Origin of the sequence: Streptomyces sp. ALB3 (assembly GCF_044385685.1) — a bacterium.
Lineage (GTDB): Bacteria > Actinomycetota > Actinomycetes > Streptomycetales > Streptomycetaceae > Streptomyces.
Genome location: NZ_JBISCE010000003.1, coordinates 132680 through 147009, shown reverse-complemented (window position 1 = coordinate 147009; position 14330 = coordinate 132680). Strand labels below are relative to the sequence as shown.

Below are 14330 nucleotides of genomic sequence, written 5' to 3'. Positions count from 1 at the left end.
GACCGCCCTCGGACCGAGCGGGGCGGCCCTCAGACCAGCCGCCGCGCCGTCGCCCACCGGGTCAGCTCGTGCCGGTTGGAGAGCTGGAGCTTGCGCAGCACCGCCGAGACGTGCGACTCGACGGTCTTCACCGAGATGAACAGCTGCTTGGCGATCTCCTTGTACGCGTATCCCCGGGCGATCAGACGCAGCACCTCGCGCTCGCGCTGCGTCAGCCGGTCCATGTCCTCGTCGACCGGTGGGGCGTCCGTCGAGGCGAAGGCGTCCAGGACGAACCCCGCCAGCCGCGGCGAGAACACCGCGTCGCCGTCCTGGACCCGGAAGACGGAATCGACCAGGTCGGCGCCGGTGATGGTCTTGGTGACGTAGCCCCGGGCACCGCCCCGGATGACTCCGATGACGTCCTCGGCGGCGTCCGACACGGACAGTGCCAGGAAGCGCACCGGGTTCTCGACCGCGCCCATCATCGGGGCGCAGCGCCGCAGCACCTCGACCCCGCCGCCCCCGGGAAGGTGGACGTCCAGGAGGACGACCTCGGGGCGGGTCGCGGTGATCACGGTGACCGCCTGGTCGACGTCGGCGGCCTCTCCGACGACCTCGACCCCGGTCTCCTCGGTGCGGCCGATCTCGGCCTGGACCCCCGTGCGGAACATCCGGTGGTCGTCGACGAGGACGACCCGTACCCGGCGCTCCGGTCCTCCGGTCGCTTCGGTGTTCTCGGTCATTCGCTCGCCCTCTCCATCTCCAGCTCGACTTCCGTGCCCCCGCCGGGCACCGAACGCAGCCGCGCGGTACCGCCGTTGCGCTGCATCCGGCCGATGATCGACTCCCGTACGCCCATCCTGTCGTCCGGAACGGCGTCCAGGTCGAACCCCGGCCCCCGGTCCCGCACGGAGACGAAGACCGTGCGCCCCTCGACCTCGGCGAAGACCTGGACGGCGCCGCCCTCGCCACCGTACTTGGCGGCGTTGACCATCGCCTCGCGTGCGGCCTGCATCTGTGCCGCGAGCTTCTCGTCGAGCGGGCAGTCGCCGACGACGACGACCTCCAGCGGGACCCCGTGCTTGTCCTCCACCTCGGCGGCGGCCCGCTTGACCGCCTCGGCGAGGCTCGCCGGTTCCTCGTCCTCCTCCTTGCCGGTGCCCTCCGGGTTGTACAGCCAGTTGCGGAGCTCGCGCTCCTGGGCGCGGGCGAGCCTGCGGACCTCCCCGCCGTCGTCCGCGTTGCGCTGGATCAGCGTGAGCGTGTGCAGGACGGAGTCGTGGACGTGGGCGGCGACCTCGGCCCGCTCCTGGGCCCGGATGCGCATCAGGCGCTCCTCGGAGAGGTCCTGGGTCATCCGCACCAGGTAGGGACCCGCGAGCAGGGCGATCCCGGTGAGTACGGCGATGGCCGCGGTCAGCGCGGTGCCGAGCTGGGCCGCCGAACCCCGCACCACCATGAAGGCGGCGAGCCCCAGGCCGACGAGCGCGACACCGGCCAGTCCCCGGGCCAGGTGCAGCACCCTGCGGCGGCGGCCGACCTCGATCCACTGGGCCCGGCGCGCGTTGTCGGCCTGGCGCCACACGAGGACGGAGCCCGCGCCGATCAGCAGGGCGGGCCAGACGTAGCGGTCGGCCTCGCTGCCCATGTCGACGTTGCCGACGAAGACCACGGCGCCGACGAGCAGGGCGACCAGGGCGAAGACCTGGCCCTTGTCGGGCTTGCGGAGTCGGCGCCGGCCGTCCGGGGCGGTCTCGAAGAGGGACCTGTCCACCCCGCCCACCCCGCCGACCCCGAGCGGTACGACGGTCCAGAAGACCGCGTAGAGCAGGGCGCCCAGGCCGTCCGCGAAGAACAGCCCGAGGAAGACGAACCGGACCCAGGCGACGGGCAGTCCGAGATGCCCGGCGAGCCCGCGCGCGACCCCGCCGAGCATCCGTCCGTCGGCGCTGCGGTACAGCTTGCGCGGCGCCGGCTCCTCCGGGTCCGGGGCGTGGGAGCTCGCGGCTCGGGTCGTGGCTGCTGGCATGCACCGATCGTCACACGTTCCGGCGGGTCGTGGCATCAGGGTCTGCCCGGACTCGACCCTGAGGCCTCCGGGCACCGGCGGCCTCAGACGCGGGCCCGGCGGGCCCGCGCCAGGGGCCTCAGGGGCCAGGGGGACGCAATATCAGGGATCGGCCAGGGTCGTCGCGGGTCCCACCGGGGCGCCTGGACCGTCACCATGGAGCCATGACCGTTCCCCAGGACGCCGCTCCCGGCGTCACCCCGCCCCCGGAGCCGGCACCGCGGCTGCGACGCAGCCCGCGGCAGAAGGTGGTCGCCGGGGTGTGCGGCGGGCTCGGCCGGTACTGCGACGTGGACCCCGTCATCTTCCGGATCGTGCTCGGCGTGCTCGCGGTGACAGGCGGCATCGGCCTGATCTTCTACGGCTTCGCGTGGCTGCTGCTCCCCTTGGAGGGCGAGGAGGAGAACGAGGCGCGCCGGCTGCTGTCCGGCCGGGTCGAGGGCGCCTCACTGATCGCACTGCTGCTGGCCCTGGTGGGCTGCGGGCTGCTGCTGTCGATGCTGCACAACGGCAGCATGCTCGCCTTCGCCGCGATGCTGTCGCTGACCGTGATCGGCTTCTCGGTCTGGACCCAGCACCGCAGGACGGTCCCGCCCGAGGACGCACCGGGCACGGCGGCGCACCCTCCGAAGAGCACCGCGCACGCCGCCGGCCACGGAGCGCCGCCCGAGGTGAAGGCGCCGCCCACGCCGGCCGGCCCGTCCTGGTGGCGGGAGCCGATCGTCAAGGACGGCACGACGGGCCCGGCCGGGACCGGTTATCTGTGGGGCCCGGCGAACGCGGTGTCCGAGGCGGCGGAGCTCGGCAGGAGCAGGGCGACGGCGGACGCGCCCTACCGCCCGCCGTACCGCCCGACGGGCACCCGGGGCCCGCGGTCGATCGGCGGTCCCGTCTTCCTGCTCGCCCTGGTCGCGGGCGGTCTGGGCACGGGGCTCAGCTGGGAGACCCATCCGCTGGGGACCAGCCTGCAGTTCGGGCTCGCCGCCGCGCTGGGGGTGTTCGGCCTCGGCCTGCTGGTCGCCTCCGTACTCGGCAGGACCGGCTTCGGCACGATCCTGGTGGCCGTGATCACGGCGGGCCTGCTCGCGGGGGCCTCGGCCGTACCGGAGGACATCGGCACCGACTGGGTCCGCAAGGAGTGGCGTCCGGTCTCGGTCGCGGCGGTCCAGCCGCAGTACAAGCTGAACACGGGGGACGCGAAGCTCGACCTGTCCCGGATCACGGTCCCTCGGGGCGGCACCGTGCGCACCAGGATCGAGGTCGCGGCGGGCCGCGCGCTCGTCGTCGTACCGGAGGGCGTGACGGTGAGGGTGGACGCCGAGGCGGGCCTCGGCGACATCCAGTTCCCGTCCGACCGGCGCAAGGACGTGGACGTCGGCCCCGGCCGGCACGTCGAGCGGACCCTCGCGCCTCCCCGTGGCAGCACGCCCGCCGGCACCGTCGAGCTGGGGATGGGAATCGGCATCGGACAACTGGAGGTCACCCGTGCTGCGTCATGAGATCCGGCCCGGCCGCGCGGTGGCGGGCCTCGTCATGCTGGCCCTGGCGGGCGGCTACGCGGCGGACGCGGCCGGTGCGTGGGACGCCCCCTGGACGTTCTTCGCCCCCGTGTTCTTCGGCGGGCTGTGGCTGGCGGCCACGGCGACCTGGGTCAGCTACCGGCTGCGGCGGCGGCGCGAGGCGCGGAGGGCGTCGAAGGAGAACTCGGCGGAGCCCGCCAGCAGCAGCGGCAGCCAGGCCATGAGGTAGACCAGGTCGTTGCCGTAGTAATACGGCTCGGTCTGCCAGCTGACGGTCAGCCACAGACTCAGCGAGACCAGCACCCCGCCGAGCGCCGCGAGCCGCGCCCACAGCCCGGCCAGCGTGCCGAGGCCGACGAGGAGTTCACCGATCGCGAGGGCGTAGCCGAAGCCCTCGGGGCTGTTCAGGGCCAGGTCGACGAGGCCCGGGATCGCCGCGCCGTCGCGTACGGCGTTCATCGTCTCGCCGACGGAGCCGGTACCGCTCGCCGACAGGAACGCGCTGTCGGTCAGCTTGTCGATCCCCGCGTAGACGAACGTGACGCCGAGGAAGATCCGCAAGGGGAGGAGCGCGTACTGCCGGGCCCGGTCCCGGATACTTCTCGGCTCGTCCAGCCCGTAGGAACCGCCGCCGTACCCACGCATCACTGCCCCGCCTTCCGTTGGCCCTTCGACAGACCATACGTACGCCGGTTCGGTGCCGCTCACCAGGGGCGCGGATCAGTCCGTGACGTCGATGAGGCAGGCATTGGTCTCCACGCCCGCGGCCGTGACCACCTGGACCTCGACGGCGCCGGGTTCGACCTCGACCGGCACGGGCACGGTCAGCACGGTGTCCGCCGGGTTGGCGAAGCCTCCGGTGACCGGGATCAGGGGTACGTGCACATGCACCCGCCCGATCCTGACGACCACCCGCGCCAGCCGGTCGGGGCTGCCGGCGCCGGGCGGGACGAATCCCGCGCCGCGGATCTCGATGTCGTCGCCGGTACGGATCGGGGCGTCCAGGTCGCCCGCCTCCCTGGTCCGGACGACCGACAGGATGACCGGCCGGCCGCCCTCCGCGTACTTCCCGGCGAAGTACGTCGCCGCCGAGACGGCCACCAGGACCGCCAGGCCCCACGGCAGATCGGGGAGCTGCTCGGGGCGACGGGCCAGGCGGACGGCTGCGAACAGCACGGCGACGGCACTGACCAGCACGTACTGCACGTCGGTGAAGCTGCCGCGTCCGGAGTCGTCGGTCAGCAGGTCGGCGGCCCGCGGCCGGTCGGCGCGCAGCTTCTGCAGCCGCTGGCCCAGCACGCGCACGGTCACCACCCGGCGTACGACGACGGCGACGGCGCACACCAGCGCGAGCACGGTCAGCACGCCGGCCGAGCGGACCAGGTCCAGGCCCTCGATCAGGGCGTCGCGGTCGGCGTGGTCGGACGCCCCGGCCAGTTGCAGCGCGAGGACGAGCACGGCGAAGACGGCGAGCAGCACCCAGGAGGCGGCCACGGTGCGCGAGGTGGAGAGCCGGTTGTCCTCGCCGATCAGCGGGGCGAGGAGACCGCCGCGTGCCCGGTGGAGGCGGGCGGCGCCGGTCAGCAGGCCCGCCGTGACGAGTGCGGCGATCAGGCCCGCGGTGCGCGCCGTGGACCAGCCCGCACCGATGGCGGTGACGGCCTCACCGACGACCAGCAGGGCGACGCCGCCCCAGACCACGGTCAGGGTGCGCCGCCAGAGGGTGTGCAGCCATGCGTCACCGGCCTCACGGCTGCGTTCGGCGACGGCGCGGGCCGACTCGGTCAGCTCGTCCGACACCCACTGCCGGGACGCGGAGACGGACTGGGCGACCCCGGCGGGCAGACCCCGTCCGGCGGCGAACTCGTCGCGCTTGGTGAGGAAGGCCGCCACCGCACGGCGGTGTCCCTCGCGTGCTCCGTGCGGGCAGTCGCCGCACGTACAGCTGCCGCCGTGCGCACTTTTCGCCCTCGCCTCGTCCAACGCCACGGAGAACGCCGCCCTTTCCCACCCTGGTAGAACCAACTCGCCTGCGATTTCTGCGAATTGTGCCGTACGGAGCGGGCTCGTCCCGCATCGGGGCGGGCCGGGGGCGCGTCTCGTAGGTATGTGCGATTCTCAGGTGCCGAGCACGAGGTAGGCGAGACCCAGCGTCCCGCGGTATCCCCCGTAGTACCCGGTGCGGCGGGCGTCGACGGCCTCGGTCACGGCGGCGTGCAGCGGGTGTCCGGGGTTGGCGAGCGCCCAGCGCTCGCCGCGTCCGATGTTGGCGGCGGACTCGAAGAGGTCCCACTCGCGCTGGTCGGCGACGGTCACCTGGAGCGGCCTGAGCCCGGCCGCCTCCGCCTGCCGGACCAGGCCGAGGAGCGTGCCGAAGTCACCCGGCTCCGCGCCGAGCCCCTCCAGCGCGGCGGGCGAGGGCTCGCGCTCCCAGAACCCGTCGCCGAACAGCACCCGTCCGCCGGGCCGCACGGCGGACCGCAGGGCCTTCAACGCGTCCGGTGTACCCCCCGGCCAGGCGTGCGAGGAACCTATGGAGACGGCGAGGTCGTAGCCGTCCCCCCGGTACTCCGCCGCCGGCACCCCGTGGAAGCGCACCCGGCCGGCGAGCCCGCGCTCCCGGGCCAGCCGCTGCCCGCGCGCGACGGCTTCCGGATCGGTCTCGACGCCGTCCCCGGCAGAACCGGGCGCCGCTTCGACCAGGCGCATCAGCAGCTCACCCCAGCCGCTGCCGAAGTCGGCGATCCGTGCACCGGGATCCGGTGCGCAGGCCGCGATCAGCTGGGCGGCGTGCTCCTCGGAGAGAGGGGTGTTCCAGGTGAGGCGGTCGTTGCCAGGGGCGGACATGAGGGCGCGGACTTCTTCGGCGGACATGGGGCCGCACCCTTGCACGTCCCGGGCGACCTATGCCACCGCATTAGCGGGAGCGCCGCCTTCCGGCCGAGGCGGAACCGCCGTGGAACGGAGGGCTCCGCGCCTCGGCGCCCCTGTCCCCCGTCCCCCGTCCCCCGTCCCTGTCGGCGTACCCGGTGGACGTGACATGCCGCTGCCGCCGCCCGGACGGCATGGGCGGCGGCAGCGGCAGCAGCCTCAGAGGGCGGGGATCACTCCCACTCGATCGTCCCCGGCGGCTTGCTCGTCACGTCGAGCACCACGCGGTTGACGTCGGCCACCTCGTTGGTGATGCGGGTGGAGATCTTCGCCAGCGTCTCGTACGGCAGGCGCGACCAGTCGGCCGTCATGGCGTCCTCGGACGAGACCGGGCGCAGCACGATCGGGTGGCCGTAGGTACGGCCGTCACCCTGGACGCCGACGCTGCGTACGTCCGCGAGCAGGACCACGGGGCACTGCCAGATGTCTCGGTCGAGACCGGCGGCGGTCAGTTCCTCGCGGGCGATGGCGTCGGCCTCGCGCAGCAGGTCGAGGCGCTCCTTGGTGACGTCACCGACGATACGGATCCCCAGGCCGGGGCCGGGGAACGGCTGGCGCTGGACGATCTCCTCCGGGAGGCCGAGCTCCTGGCCGACCATCCGGACCTCGTCCTTGAACAGCTGGCGCAGCGGCTCGACGAGCTGGAACTCGATGTCCTCGGGGAGGCCGCCCACGTTGTGGTGGGACTTGATGTTGGCGGTGCCGGTGCCGCCGCCCGACTCGACGACGTCCGGGTAGAGGGTGCCCTGGACGAGGAAGGCGACGTCCTCGCCCTCCGCGGCCTCGGCCACGATCTCGGCCTGTGCCTGCTCGAAGACCCGGATGAACTCGCGGCCGATGATCTTCCGCTTCTGCTCCGGGTCGGAGACTCCCGCCAGCGCGTCGAGGAAGCGCTTCTCCGCGTCGACGACCTTGAGCTTGACGCCGGTCGAGGCCACGAAGTCCTTCTCGACCTGCTCGCTCTCGCCCTTGCGCATCAGACCGTGGTCCACGTACACGCAGGTGAGCTGGGATCCGATGGCCTTCTGCACGAGGGCCGCGGCGACCGCCGAGTCCACACCGCCGGAGAGGCCGCAGATCGCGCGCTTGGTGCCGACCTGCTCGCGGATGAGGGCGATCTGCTCCTCGACGACGTTGGTGGTCGTCCAGGTCGGCTCGATGCCCGCACCCCGGTAGAGGAAGTGCTCCAGGACCTGCTGACCGTAGGTCGAGTGCATGACCTCCGGGTGGTACTGGACGCCGTAGAGCTTCTTCTCGTCGTTCTCGAAGGCGGCGACCGGGACGACGTCCGTGGACGCGGTCACGGTGAAGCCCTCGGGGGCGGCGGAGCAGGCGTCCCCGTGCGACATCCAGACCGGCTGCTCGGTGGGCGTGCCCTCGAAGAGGGTGGAGCCTGCCTTCGAGACGGCGAGCTGGGTGCGGCCGTACTCACGCGCGCCGTTGTCGTCGACCGTGCCACCGAGGGTGGTGGCCATGAGCTGGAAGCCGTAGCACATGCCGAAGACCGGGACACCGGCCTCGAACAGCGAGCGGTCGAGGGTGGGCGCGCCCTCCGCGTACACCGAGGACGGGCCGCCGGACAGGATGATCGCCCGGGGGTTCCTGGCCAGCATCTCGGCCACCGGCATCGTGGACGGGACGATCTCGCTGTAGACCCGGGCCTCACGGACGCGACGGGCGATGAGCTGGGCGTACTGGGCGCCGAAGTCGACAACCAGGACGACGTCGGTCGTGGTGTCGGGGGCGGCGGGGGGTGCTGCTGGCACTGGGGCGGCCTTCCGGCGGTGGAGAGGGGTCGGTCCTCCCAATTCTACCGGCCGTGGGACGGAACCCCGCCGAGCTCCCGTCTCACCATCCGGGCCCGGCGTGGACCCGGCCGGGAGCGGGGTCCATACTTGGCCCCATGCGTCAGCACACGATCTTCGTCTTTACCTATGGCACCGGGCCCGCCGGCTGCCATGGTCGTGCTGCTTGAGCAACTGACAAGCACTTCTCCAGGCGCCCCGGGCCGACAGGCTCGGGGCGTTCCTGCGTTCCGGACCTGCTGACCCGGGGGGGCCTCAGTCCACCGGGAGTCACCATGACCAGCACCACATCCACGAAGACGGCCGCCGAGCGCACCGGCGCGCACACCGACGAGGCCGCGTCCCTGATCGGGGGCGCGCGGGCTCGCATCGACGCGCTGGACGACCGGATCATCGGCCTCGTCCAGGAACGCATGGCCGTCTCGGCGGTGATCCAGGAGGCGAGGATCACGTCCGGGGGCCGCCGCGTGAACCTCTCCCGGGAGATGGACGTCCTCAGCCACTACAGCGGCGCACTGGGCAAGCCGGGTACGGCGCTCGCCATGACGCTGCTGGAGCTGTGCCGCGGCCGGGTGTGACGCACGGGAAGGCTGTAGGGCCGTACCCGCGTTCGGGCCCGGTCTCACCCGTACGGCGCGTGACCGGGTCACGGACGGCTTCGTTGGTCCGGATGTCCGTGCCAGCCAGGGGCGGCATCGGCAGGAACGTACGCGTGGCTCCGCCGGGACGTGTGACGTACCGCAGGTGCGTCGTGGGACCACGGCCCGGCGCGTGTGGCCGGTCGGCAGGGGACAGCAGCCCGGTCACACACGTGCGGCCGGCCCCGGGGACGCCCGGGACCGGCCGGCTTCCGCGTCGTGGACCGACGGCCTCGGACCCGCTGGGCGCGGCGCCGGCCCCGTCCCCCACGGCCATCGACGACGAGCAGCAGGCGCTGGGCGCGGGGTTCCGGGCCTCCCGGCACCCGCCCTCCGCGCCGCGGCTCCCGGAGTCGCCCCGGACGCGAGCAGGGAACGCGCACGCCCCAGGATGTGGCGAGCGCCACATAAAGATTCCGTGAGACCGAGGACAACCGTTTCCTCACTTCACCGGTCATGCATGGCGAACACACCGGCTCGTTCCGTGCCCCACAACGGCAGGCCCGTTCACTCCTTTCAGGCGTACCGCAGCCGCGGTACCACGGACCCGCTGAGGCCCCAGATGAAGCTCCGCCGCACCCTGGCAATCGCTGCCGCCACCGCCGTCATAGGCCCGGTCGTCCTGCTCTCGGCCCCGGCCGCCTTCGCGGACCCGGAGACCACGACGGCCGAGACCACCTCGCCCACGCCGGCCGTCACGCCGAGCGAGACGCCGTCCGAGACGGCCTCCCCCGAGAACACCGAGTCCGCTTCGCCGTCCGCGACCCCGTCGGCCACGGAGTCGTCCGAGGGCACCACTCCCGAGACCGCCTCCCCGTCCGCGACCGCGACCGCGTCGGAGTCGGCGTCCGCGACGCCGACGCCCACCGCTTCGGAGACCGACGAGGAGGAGGAGCCCGGTGAGGACGAGGAGCTCGGCGAGTGCGAGCCCCACCCGCTGGACCTCGCGATCAACGGCCTCTCCGGCAAGATCGCCCGGGGCAGCGGCTGGGACCGGTTCACGTTCAACATCTACAACGACTCGAAGTCGACCGTGAAGAACGTGGCGTTCTTCGCGGGCGCCGCCGCCGACAAGGCGGGCGAGAAGCTCTTCACCACCAAGCAGGTCAGGCTCCAGGCGCTCAACGAGGCCGAGGGCACCTGGGAGGACGTCGAGGACTTCGGGGGCGCGTCGTCCGGCTACGTCGGTGAGACGGACGCGATCAAGCCCGGCTACGAGGTCGACATCGACCTGCGCCTCAAGGTGGAGGCCGGTGCGCCGGTGGGCGCAGGCTTCAGCCTCGGTGGCGGGCTCGTCTTCGGCGAGGACTTCGAGGACATGCCGTGCTTCACGGACGTCGCCTACAAGTTCCAGATCGTCGACGCCGGTGACGCCGACGGCACGAAGCCCCAGGAGGGCGGCAAGGTGCCCGTGCCCGACACGAAGCCGGCCGGCGGCACCAACAAGGTCACCGGCAGCCTGGCCGAGACCGGTTCGTCCTCCAGCACCACGATGTTCGCCCTCGCGGGCGGCGCCGCCGTGGTGCTGGGCGCCGGCGCGATGTTCGTCGTGCGCCGTCGCGGGAACGGTGACGCCGCCGCGTAAGGCGCGTCACCGGTAGTACGTGGAGGGGCTGCACTCGGAGGGGGGTGCAGCCCCTCGGCGTTCCCGCGTCAGGCGTCGGTGGCGGCGGCCTTCTTCGGCGGCACCACCGGCATCCCGAGGAACGGCAGCTTCAGGGCGCCGAACGCCTCCTTCGGCACGGCCGGGTTCCGGGGCTCGACGGCGGCGAGCCGTTCGTAGGCGGCGTCCTGCGCCGGACGTGCGTCCGGCTCGCCCTTGTTCGGCCAGAAGGACATCGCGCGCTCCGCCTGCGCCGTGATGGTCAGGGACGGGTTGACGCCCAGGTTGGCGGAGACGGCGGAGCCGTCGACCACCGAGATGCCCGGGTGTCCGTACAGCCGGTGGTAGGGATCGATGACGCCCTCGTCCGGGCTCGCGCCGATCGGGCAGCCGCCGAGGAAGTGCGCGGTGAGGGGGGTGCCCATCAGCTCACCGATGTTCGATCCGGCGAAACCGTTGATCTCCTGGGCGAGCAGTGTCGCGCCCTGGGTGGCCTCGGGGATCTGGGTCGGGTTGGGGGAACCGTGGCCCTGCCGGGCGGTGAGCAGCCCCTTGCCGACCCCGCCGGGCTTGCGGTAGGCGGTCAGCGAGTTGTCCAGCGACTGCATGACGAGGCCGATGATGGTCCGCTCCGACCAGCGCCGGTTGGACAGCGAGCGCATCAGGAGCCACGGGTGCCTGGCCGCGCTGCCGAACCAGCTCAGGACCCGGTGGGTGCTGTAGGGCACCTGGAGGATGGTGAGCGCGCCCATGGCGTTCGAGCCCTTGCCGTAGCGCACCGGTTCGATGTGGGTGTTCTCGTCGGGGTGGATCGACGAGGTGATGGCGACACCCTTGGTGAAGTCGGCCCTGGCGGCCCCGTGCTTCCTTCGGTAGCGGCGGTCGCTGGTCTGCGCCCCCACCAGCCCTTCGGAGTTGGTGCGGGTCAGCTCACCGAGCCGGGCGGACAGCCGGGGCAGCAGCCCTTCGTCCTTCATCGTGTGCAGCAGGGTCTGGGTGCCGTAGGTCCCGGCGGCGATGACCACCTTCCGGGCACGCAGCACGGACGGTTCCGCCTTGCGGCGCCGGTTCGTGGGCACGGTGGACACCCGGTAGCCGCCGTCCGGACCCTCCGTCACGGCGACGACGGACGTCATCGGGTGGATGACGGCGCCGGCCTTCTCGGCCAGGTACAGGTAGTTCTCGTTCAGGGTGTTCTTCGCACCGTGGCGGCAGCCGGTCATGCACTCGCCGCACTGCGAGCACGCCTTGCGGGCGGGGCCCGCCCCGCCGAAGTAGGGGTCGGCGGCCTCTCCGCCGGGCTCCGTGCGCACCGTGCCGTCCGCGTCCTGGCCGTCACCGAAGAAGACGCCGACCGGGGCGAGGTGGAAGGTGTCGCCGACCCCCATGGTCTCGGCGACGGCCTTGAGGTGGACGTCCGCCGGCGTCACGGTCGGATTGAGCCGCACCCCCAGCATCCGCTTCGCCTGGTCGTAGTACGGCGCCAGCTCGGCCTTCCAGTCGGTGATGCCGGCCCACTGACGGTCCTCGAAGAAGGGCGCGGGCGGCACGTACAGGGTGTTGGCGTAGTTGAGGGAGCCGCCACCGACGCCTGCCCCCGCCAGCACCATCACCTTGCCCAGCAGGTGCACCCGCTGGATGCCGAACAGGCCGAGCGCCGGGGCCCACAGGTAGTTCTTGATGTCCCAGGAGTTCTTCGGCAGCGTCGCGCGCGTGAAGCGGCGGCCCGCTTCCAGGACGCCGACCCGGTATCCCTTCTCACTCAGCCGCAGGGCGGAGACCGCGCCGCCGAAGCCCGAGCCGACGACGAGGACGTCGTAGTCGTACGCGTCGTCGTCCGCCGCCGGAGCGGACGGACCGGCCTGGTTCTGGGCAGGGCTGTCCTGGGACATGGCTCTCCTCGGTACGGAAAGGGCAGGGGAAAGGCGGGCAAGGGGGCCGCTCGGGCGGTCAGCTCAGCCGGAAGGCCTTCATCGCCTTGAGGCTGCGGCTCATGAAGGCGGCGTACTTCTCGTCGTCCATCCCGAACGCGGGCGCCAGGGGGATGAGCCGCTGCTGGGCGACCGTCTGGGCCTCGGTGTACTTCAGGATGCCCTCGGAGCCGTGGCGCCGGCCGAGACCGGATTCCTTCATGCCGCCCATGGGGGACCGGACACTGCCGTACGCGGGCGCGTACCCCTCGTTGATGTTGACCGTGCCGGTGCGCAGCCGCGCGGCGACGCGGTGGCCGCGCGCGGCGTTCTTCGTCCAGACACTGGAGTTGAGGCCGTACGGGGTGGCGTTGGCCAGGGCGACGGCCTCGTCCTCGTCACGGAAGCGGTAGACGGAGACGACCGGTCCGAAGGTCTCCTCGGCGCAGACGGCCATGGGCGCCTGCACGCCGTCGAGGATCGTCGGCTCGTAGAAGAGCGGGCCGATGTCGGGGCGGGCGACGCCGCCGGCGACGAGCGTGGCTCCCTTCCCGACGGCTTCGGCCACGTGCCGGCTCACCGTCTCCAGCTGCCGCTCGCCGACGAGGGAGCCCATGTCCGCGCCGTAGGCGAGGGAGTTGCCGAGGCGCATGGCCTTGGTGCGGGCGGCGAAGCGTTCCACGAAGTCGTCGGCGACCGACTCGTGCACGTACAGCCGCTCGATGGAGATGCAGAGCTGCCCGGCGGAGGAGAAGCAGGCGCGGACGGCGCCCGCTGCGGCCTTCTCCACGTCGGCGTCCGCCAGGACGAGCATGGCGTTCTTGCCGCCGAGTTCGAGGGACACGCCGACGAGCCGGGCGGCGGCGCCCTGGGCGACCTCACGACCGGTGCGGGTGGAGCCGGTGAAGGAGACGTAGTCGGCACGGCTGACGACCGCGGGGCCGACGACGGGGCCCTCACCCAGGACGACCTGGAACACCTCGGCGGGCAGTCCGGCCTCGATGAGGAGGTCACGGGCCCAGAGCGCGGTCAGCGCGGTCTCGGTGTCGGGCTTCATCACGACGGCGTTGCCGGAGACGAACGCGGGGAGCGCGTCACCGACGGAGAGTTCGAGCGGGTAGTTCCACGGCGCGATCTGTCCGACCACCCCGCGCGGCTGGCGCAGCTCGGTGACCTTGGTGAGGGCGGGGACCACCCCGGTGTGCCGCTTCGGCCTCAGGTACGAGGCGGCCTTGCGCCCGTAGTGCCGGGCCGCGACGGCGACGGCCAGCACCTCCTCGTGCGCGTGCAGCCGCGCCTTGCCCGTCTCCAGCTGGATCAGGTCGAGGACCTCGGACTGGCGCTGGAGCACCAGGTCGTGGAAACGGAGCAGTACGGCGGCCCTCGCCCGGACGGGCGTCGCGGCCCAGGCGGGCTGGGCGGCGCGGGCGCGGTCGAAGGCGGCCTCGACGTCCTCGGGGGTGGACTCGGGCAGGTCGGCCAGCTTCTCGCCGGTGAAGGGGCTGTGGTTGGCCGTGCGGCCGGAACCGACGACACCACGGGTCAGCCGAACGATCACCTCGGGGGTGACCACGTCGGCGGCGGTGCGCGCGCCCGCCGGGGCGGCGGCCACCGGATTCGTGCCGACGCGGGTGCCGGAGGCGGCGGGGGTGGTCGTGGTGGCCTGCGAGTCCGTCATGAGGGCGAGAGTATGTCCACCCGCCCACTTTGGGTACCCGTGGGTAACAGGTTTTCACACACCCCGCCGGAGACCCTTGCCGCGCCCGGCCATGCAGCCAGTGATCACTGGCTGCATAACCGCTGATCAGGGGCGATGCGTCGCAGTTCTCGGGATCCGGCATCAGGAATCGTGAATTTTCAGCCACCCCGCGCA

Annotated in this window: 12 protein-coding genes; 4 read left to right on the top strand and 8 right to left on the bottom strand. The window is 72.5% G+C overall.

What is annotated here, in order from left to right; genetic code table 11:
* Positions 1–29: 29 nt before the first annotated feature.
* Together ACHFIV_RS02565 and ACHFIV_RS02560 are read right to left on the bottom strand one after the other, a co-directional pair.
* The gene (locus ACHFIV_RS02565) at positions 30–725 is read right to left on the bottom strand and encodes a LuxR C-terminal-related transcriptional regulator (RefSeq protein WP_205018411.1); all 696 of its coding nucleotides are present in this window, start codon (positions 723–725) and stop codon (positions 30–32) included.
* A complete protein-coding gene (locus ACHFIV_RS02560) occupies positions 722–2011 on the bottom strand; it encodes a PspC domain-containing protein (RefSeq protein ID WP_398962799.1) in 1290 nt (429 codons plus the stop codon). Before ACHFIV_RS02560 ends, ACHFIV_RS02565 begins: the two co-directional genes overlap by 4 nt.
* A 203-nt stretch (positions 2012–2214) precedes the next feature.
* On the opposite strand from ACHFIV_RS02560, the gene ACHFIV_RS02555 reads away from it, so the two are divergent.
* Together ACHFIV_RS02555 and ACHFIV_RS02550 are read left to right on the top strand one after the other, a co-directional pair.
* Positions 2215–3549 (top strand): PspC domain-containing protein, encoded by a 1335-nt coding sequence (locus ACHFIV_RS02555; protein ID WP_398962797.1) that lies wholly within the window; start codon positions 2215–2217, stop codon positions 3547–3549.
* Positions 3536–3799 (top strand): hypothetical protein, encoded by a 264-nt coding sequence (locus tag ACHFIV_RS02550; RefSeq protein WP_398962795.1) that lies wholly within the window; start codon positions 3536–3538, stop codon positions 3797–3799. The genes ACHFIV_RS02555 and ACHFIV_RS02550 overlap by 14 nt, the downstream gene beginning before the upstream one ends.
* On the opposite strand, the gene ACHFIV_RS02545 is transcribed toward ACHFIV_RS02550, so the two are convergent.
* The 4 genes from ACHFIV_RS02545 to guaA form a co-directional block, all read right to left on the bottom strand.
* Complete coding sequence (locus ACHFIV_RS02545; RefSeq protein WP_398962794.1) at positions 3706–4215, bottom strand: DoxX family protein; 510 nt, start codon at positions 4213–4215, stop codon at positions 3706–3708. The two genes, ACHFIV_RS02550 and ACHFIV_RS02545, sit on opposite strands and share 94 nt — an antisense overlap.
* A 75-nt stretch (positions 4216–4290) precedes the next feature.
* On the bottom strand, positions 4291–5559 hold the full coding sequence (locus tag ACHFIV_RS02540) for a hypothetical protein (protein WP_398962791.1): 1269 nt from the start codon (positions 5557–5559) through the stop codon (positions 4291–4293).
* 129 nt (positions 5560–5688) lie between these two features.
* Positions 5689–6444: an SAM-dependent methyltransferase gene (locus ACHFIV_RS02535; protein ID WP_398962789.1), complete on the bottom strand. Its 756-nt coding sequence runs from the start codon at positions 6442–6444 to the stop codon at positions 5689–5691.
* Between the two features lie 230 nt (positions 6445–6674).
* Complete coding sequence (guaA, locus tag ACHFIV_RS02530) at positions 6675–8267, bottom strand: glutamine-hydrolyzing GMP synthase (protein ID WP_398962786.1); 1593 nt, start codon at positions 8265–8267, stop codon at positions 6675–6677.
* A 314-nt stretch (positions 8268–8581) separates the two neighbouring features.
* Here guaA and ACHFIV_RS02525 point away from each other — a divergent pair, with 314 nt between their 5' ends.
* Positions 8582–8884 carry a chorismate mutase gene (locus tag ACHFIV_RS02525; RefSeq protein WP_398962783.1) on the top strand — a complete coding sequence of 101 codons (303 nt, stop codon included), beginning with the start codon at positions 8582–8584 and terminating at the stop codon, positions 8882–8884.
* Positions 8885–9506: 622 nt separating this feature from the next.
* A complete protein-coding gene (locus tag ACHFIV_RS02520; RefSeq protein WP_398962781.1) occupies positions 9507–10529 on the top strand; it encodes an LAETG motif-containing sortase-dependent surface protein in 1023 nt (340 codons plus the stop codon).
* A 68-nt stretch (positions 10530–10597) separates the two neighbouring features.
* Here ACHFIV_RS02520 and ACHFIV_RS02515 read toward each other — a convergent pair whose 3' ends face one another.
* Positions 10598–12439, bottom strand: a complete 1842-nt coding sequence (locus ACHFIV_RS02515) for a GMC oxidoreductase (RefSeq protein WP_398962779.1) — start codon at positions 12437–12439, stop codon at positions 10598–10600.
* 58 nt (positions 12440–12497) lie between these two features.
* A complete protein-coding gene (locus ACHFIV_RS02510) occupies positions 12498–14135 on the bottom strand; it encodes a succinic semialdehyde dehydrogenase (RefSeq protein ID WP_398962776.1) in 1638 nt (545 codons plus the stop codon).
* Positions 14136–14330 lie beyond the last annotated feature (195 nt).

Coding starts and splice junctions, on each gene's coding strand:
- ACHFIV_RS02565 (WP_205018411.1), bottom strand. CDS start 725: ATGACCGAGAACACCGAAGCGACCGGAGGACCGGAGCGCCGGGTACGG.
- ACHFIV_RS02560 (WP_398962799.1), bottom strand. CDS start 2,011: ATGCCAGCAGCCACGACCCGAGCCGCGAGCTCCCACGCCCCGGACCCG.
- ACHFIV_RS02555 (WP_398962797.1), top strand. CDS start 2,215: ATGACCGTTCCCCAGGACGCCGCTCCCGGCGTCACCCCGCCCCCGGAG.
- ACHFIV_RS02545 (WP_398962794.1), bottom strand. CDS start 4,215: ATGCGTGGGTACGGCGGCGGTTCCTACGGGCTGGACGAGCCGAGAAGT.
- ACHFIV_RS02535 (WP_398962789.1), bottom strand. CDS start 6,444: ATGTCCGCCGAAGAAGTCCGCGCCCTCATGTCCGCCCCTGGCAACGAC.
- ACHFIV_RS02525 (WP_398962783.1), top strand. CDS start 8,582: ATGACCAGCACCACATCCACGAAGACGGCCGCCGAGCGCACCGGCGCG.
- ACHFIV_RS02520 (WP_398962781.1), top strand. CDS start 9,507: ATGAAGCTCCGCCGCACCCTGGCAATCGCTGCCGCCACCGCCGTCATA.
- ACHFIV_RS02515 (WP_398962779.1), bottom strand. CDS start 12,439: ATGTCCCAGGACAGCCCTGCCCAGAACCAGGCCGGTCCGTCCGCTCCG.
- ACHFIV_RS02510 (WP_398962776.1), bottom strand. CDS start 14,135: ATGACGGACTCGCAGGCCACCACGACCACCCCCGCCGCCTCCGGCACC.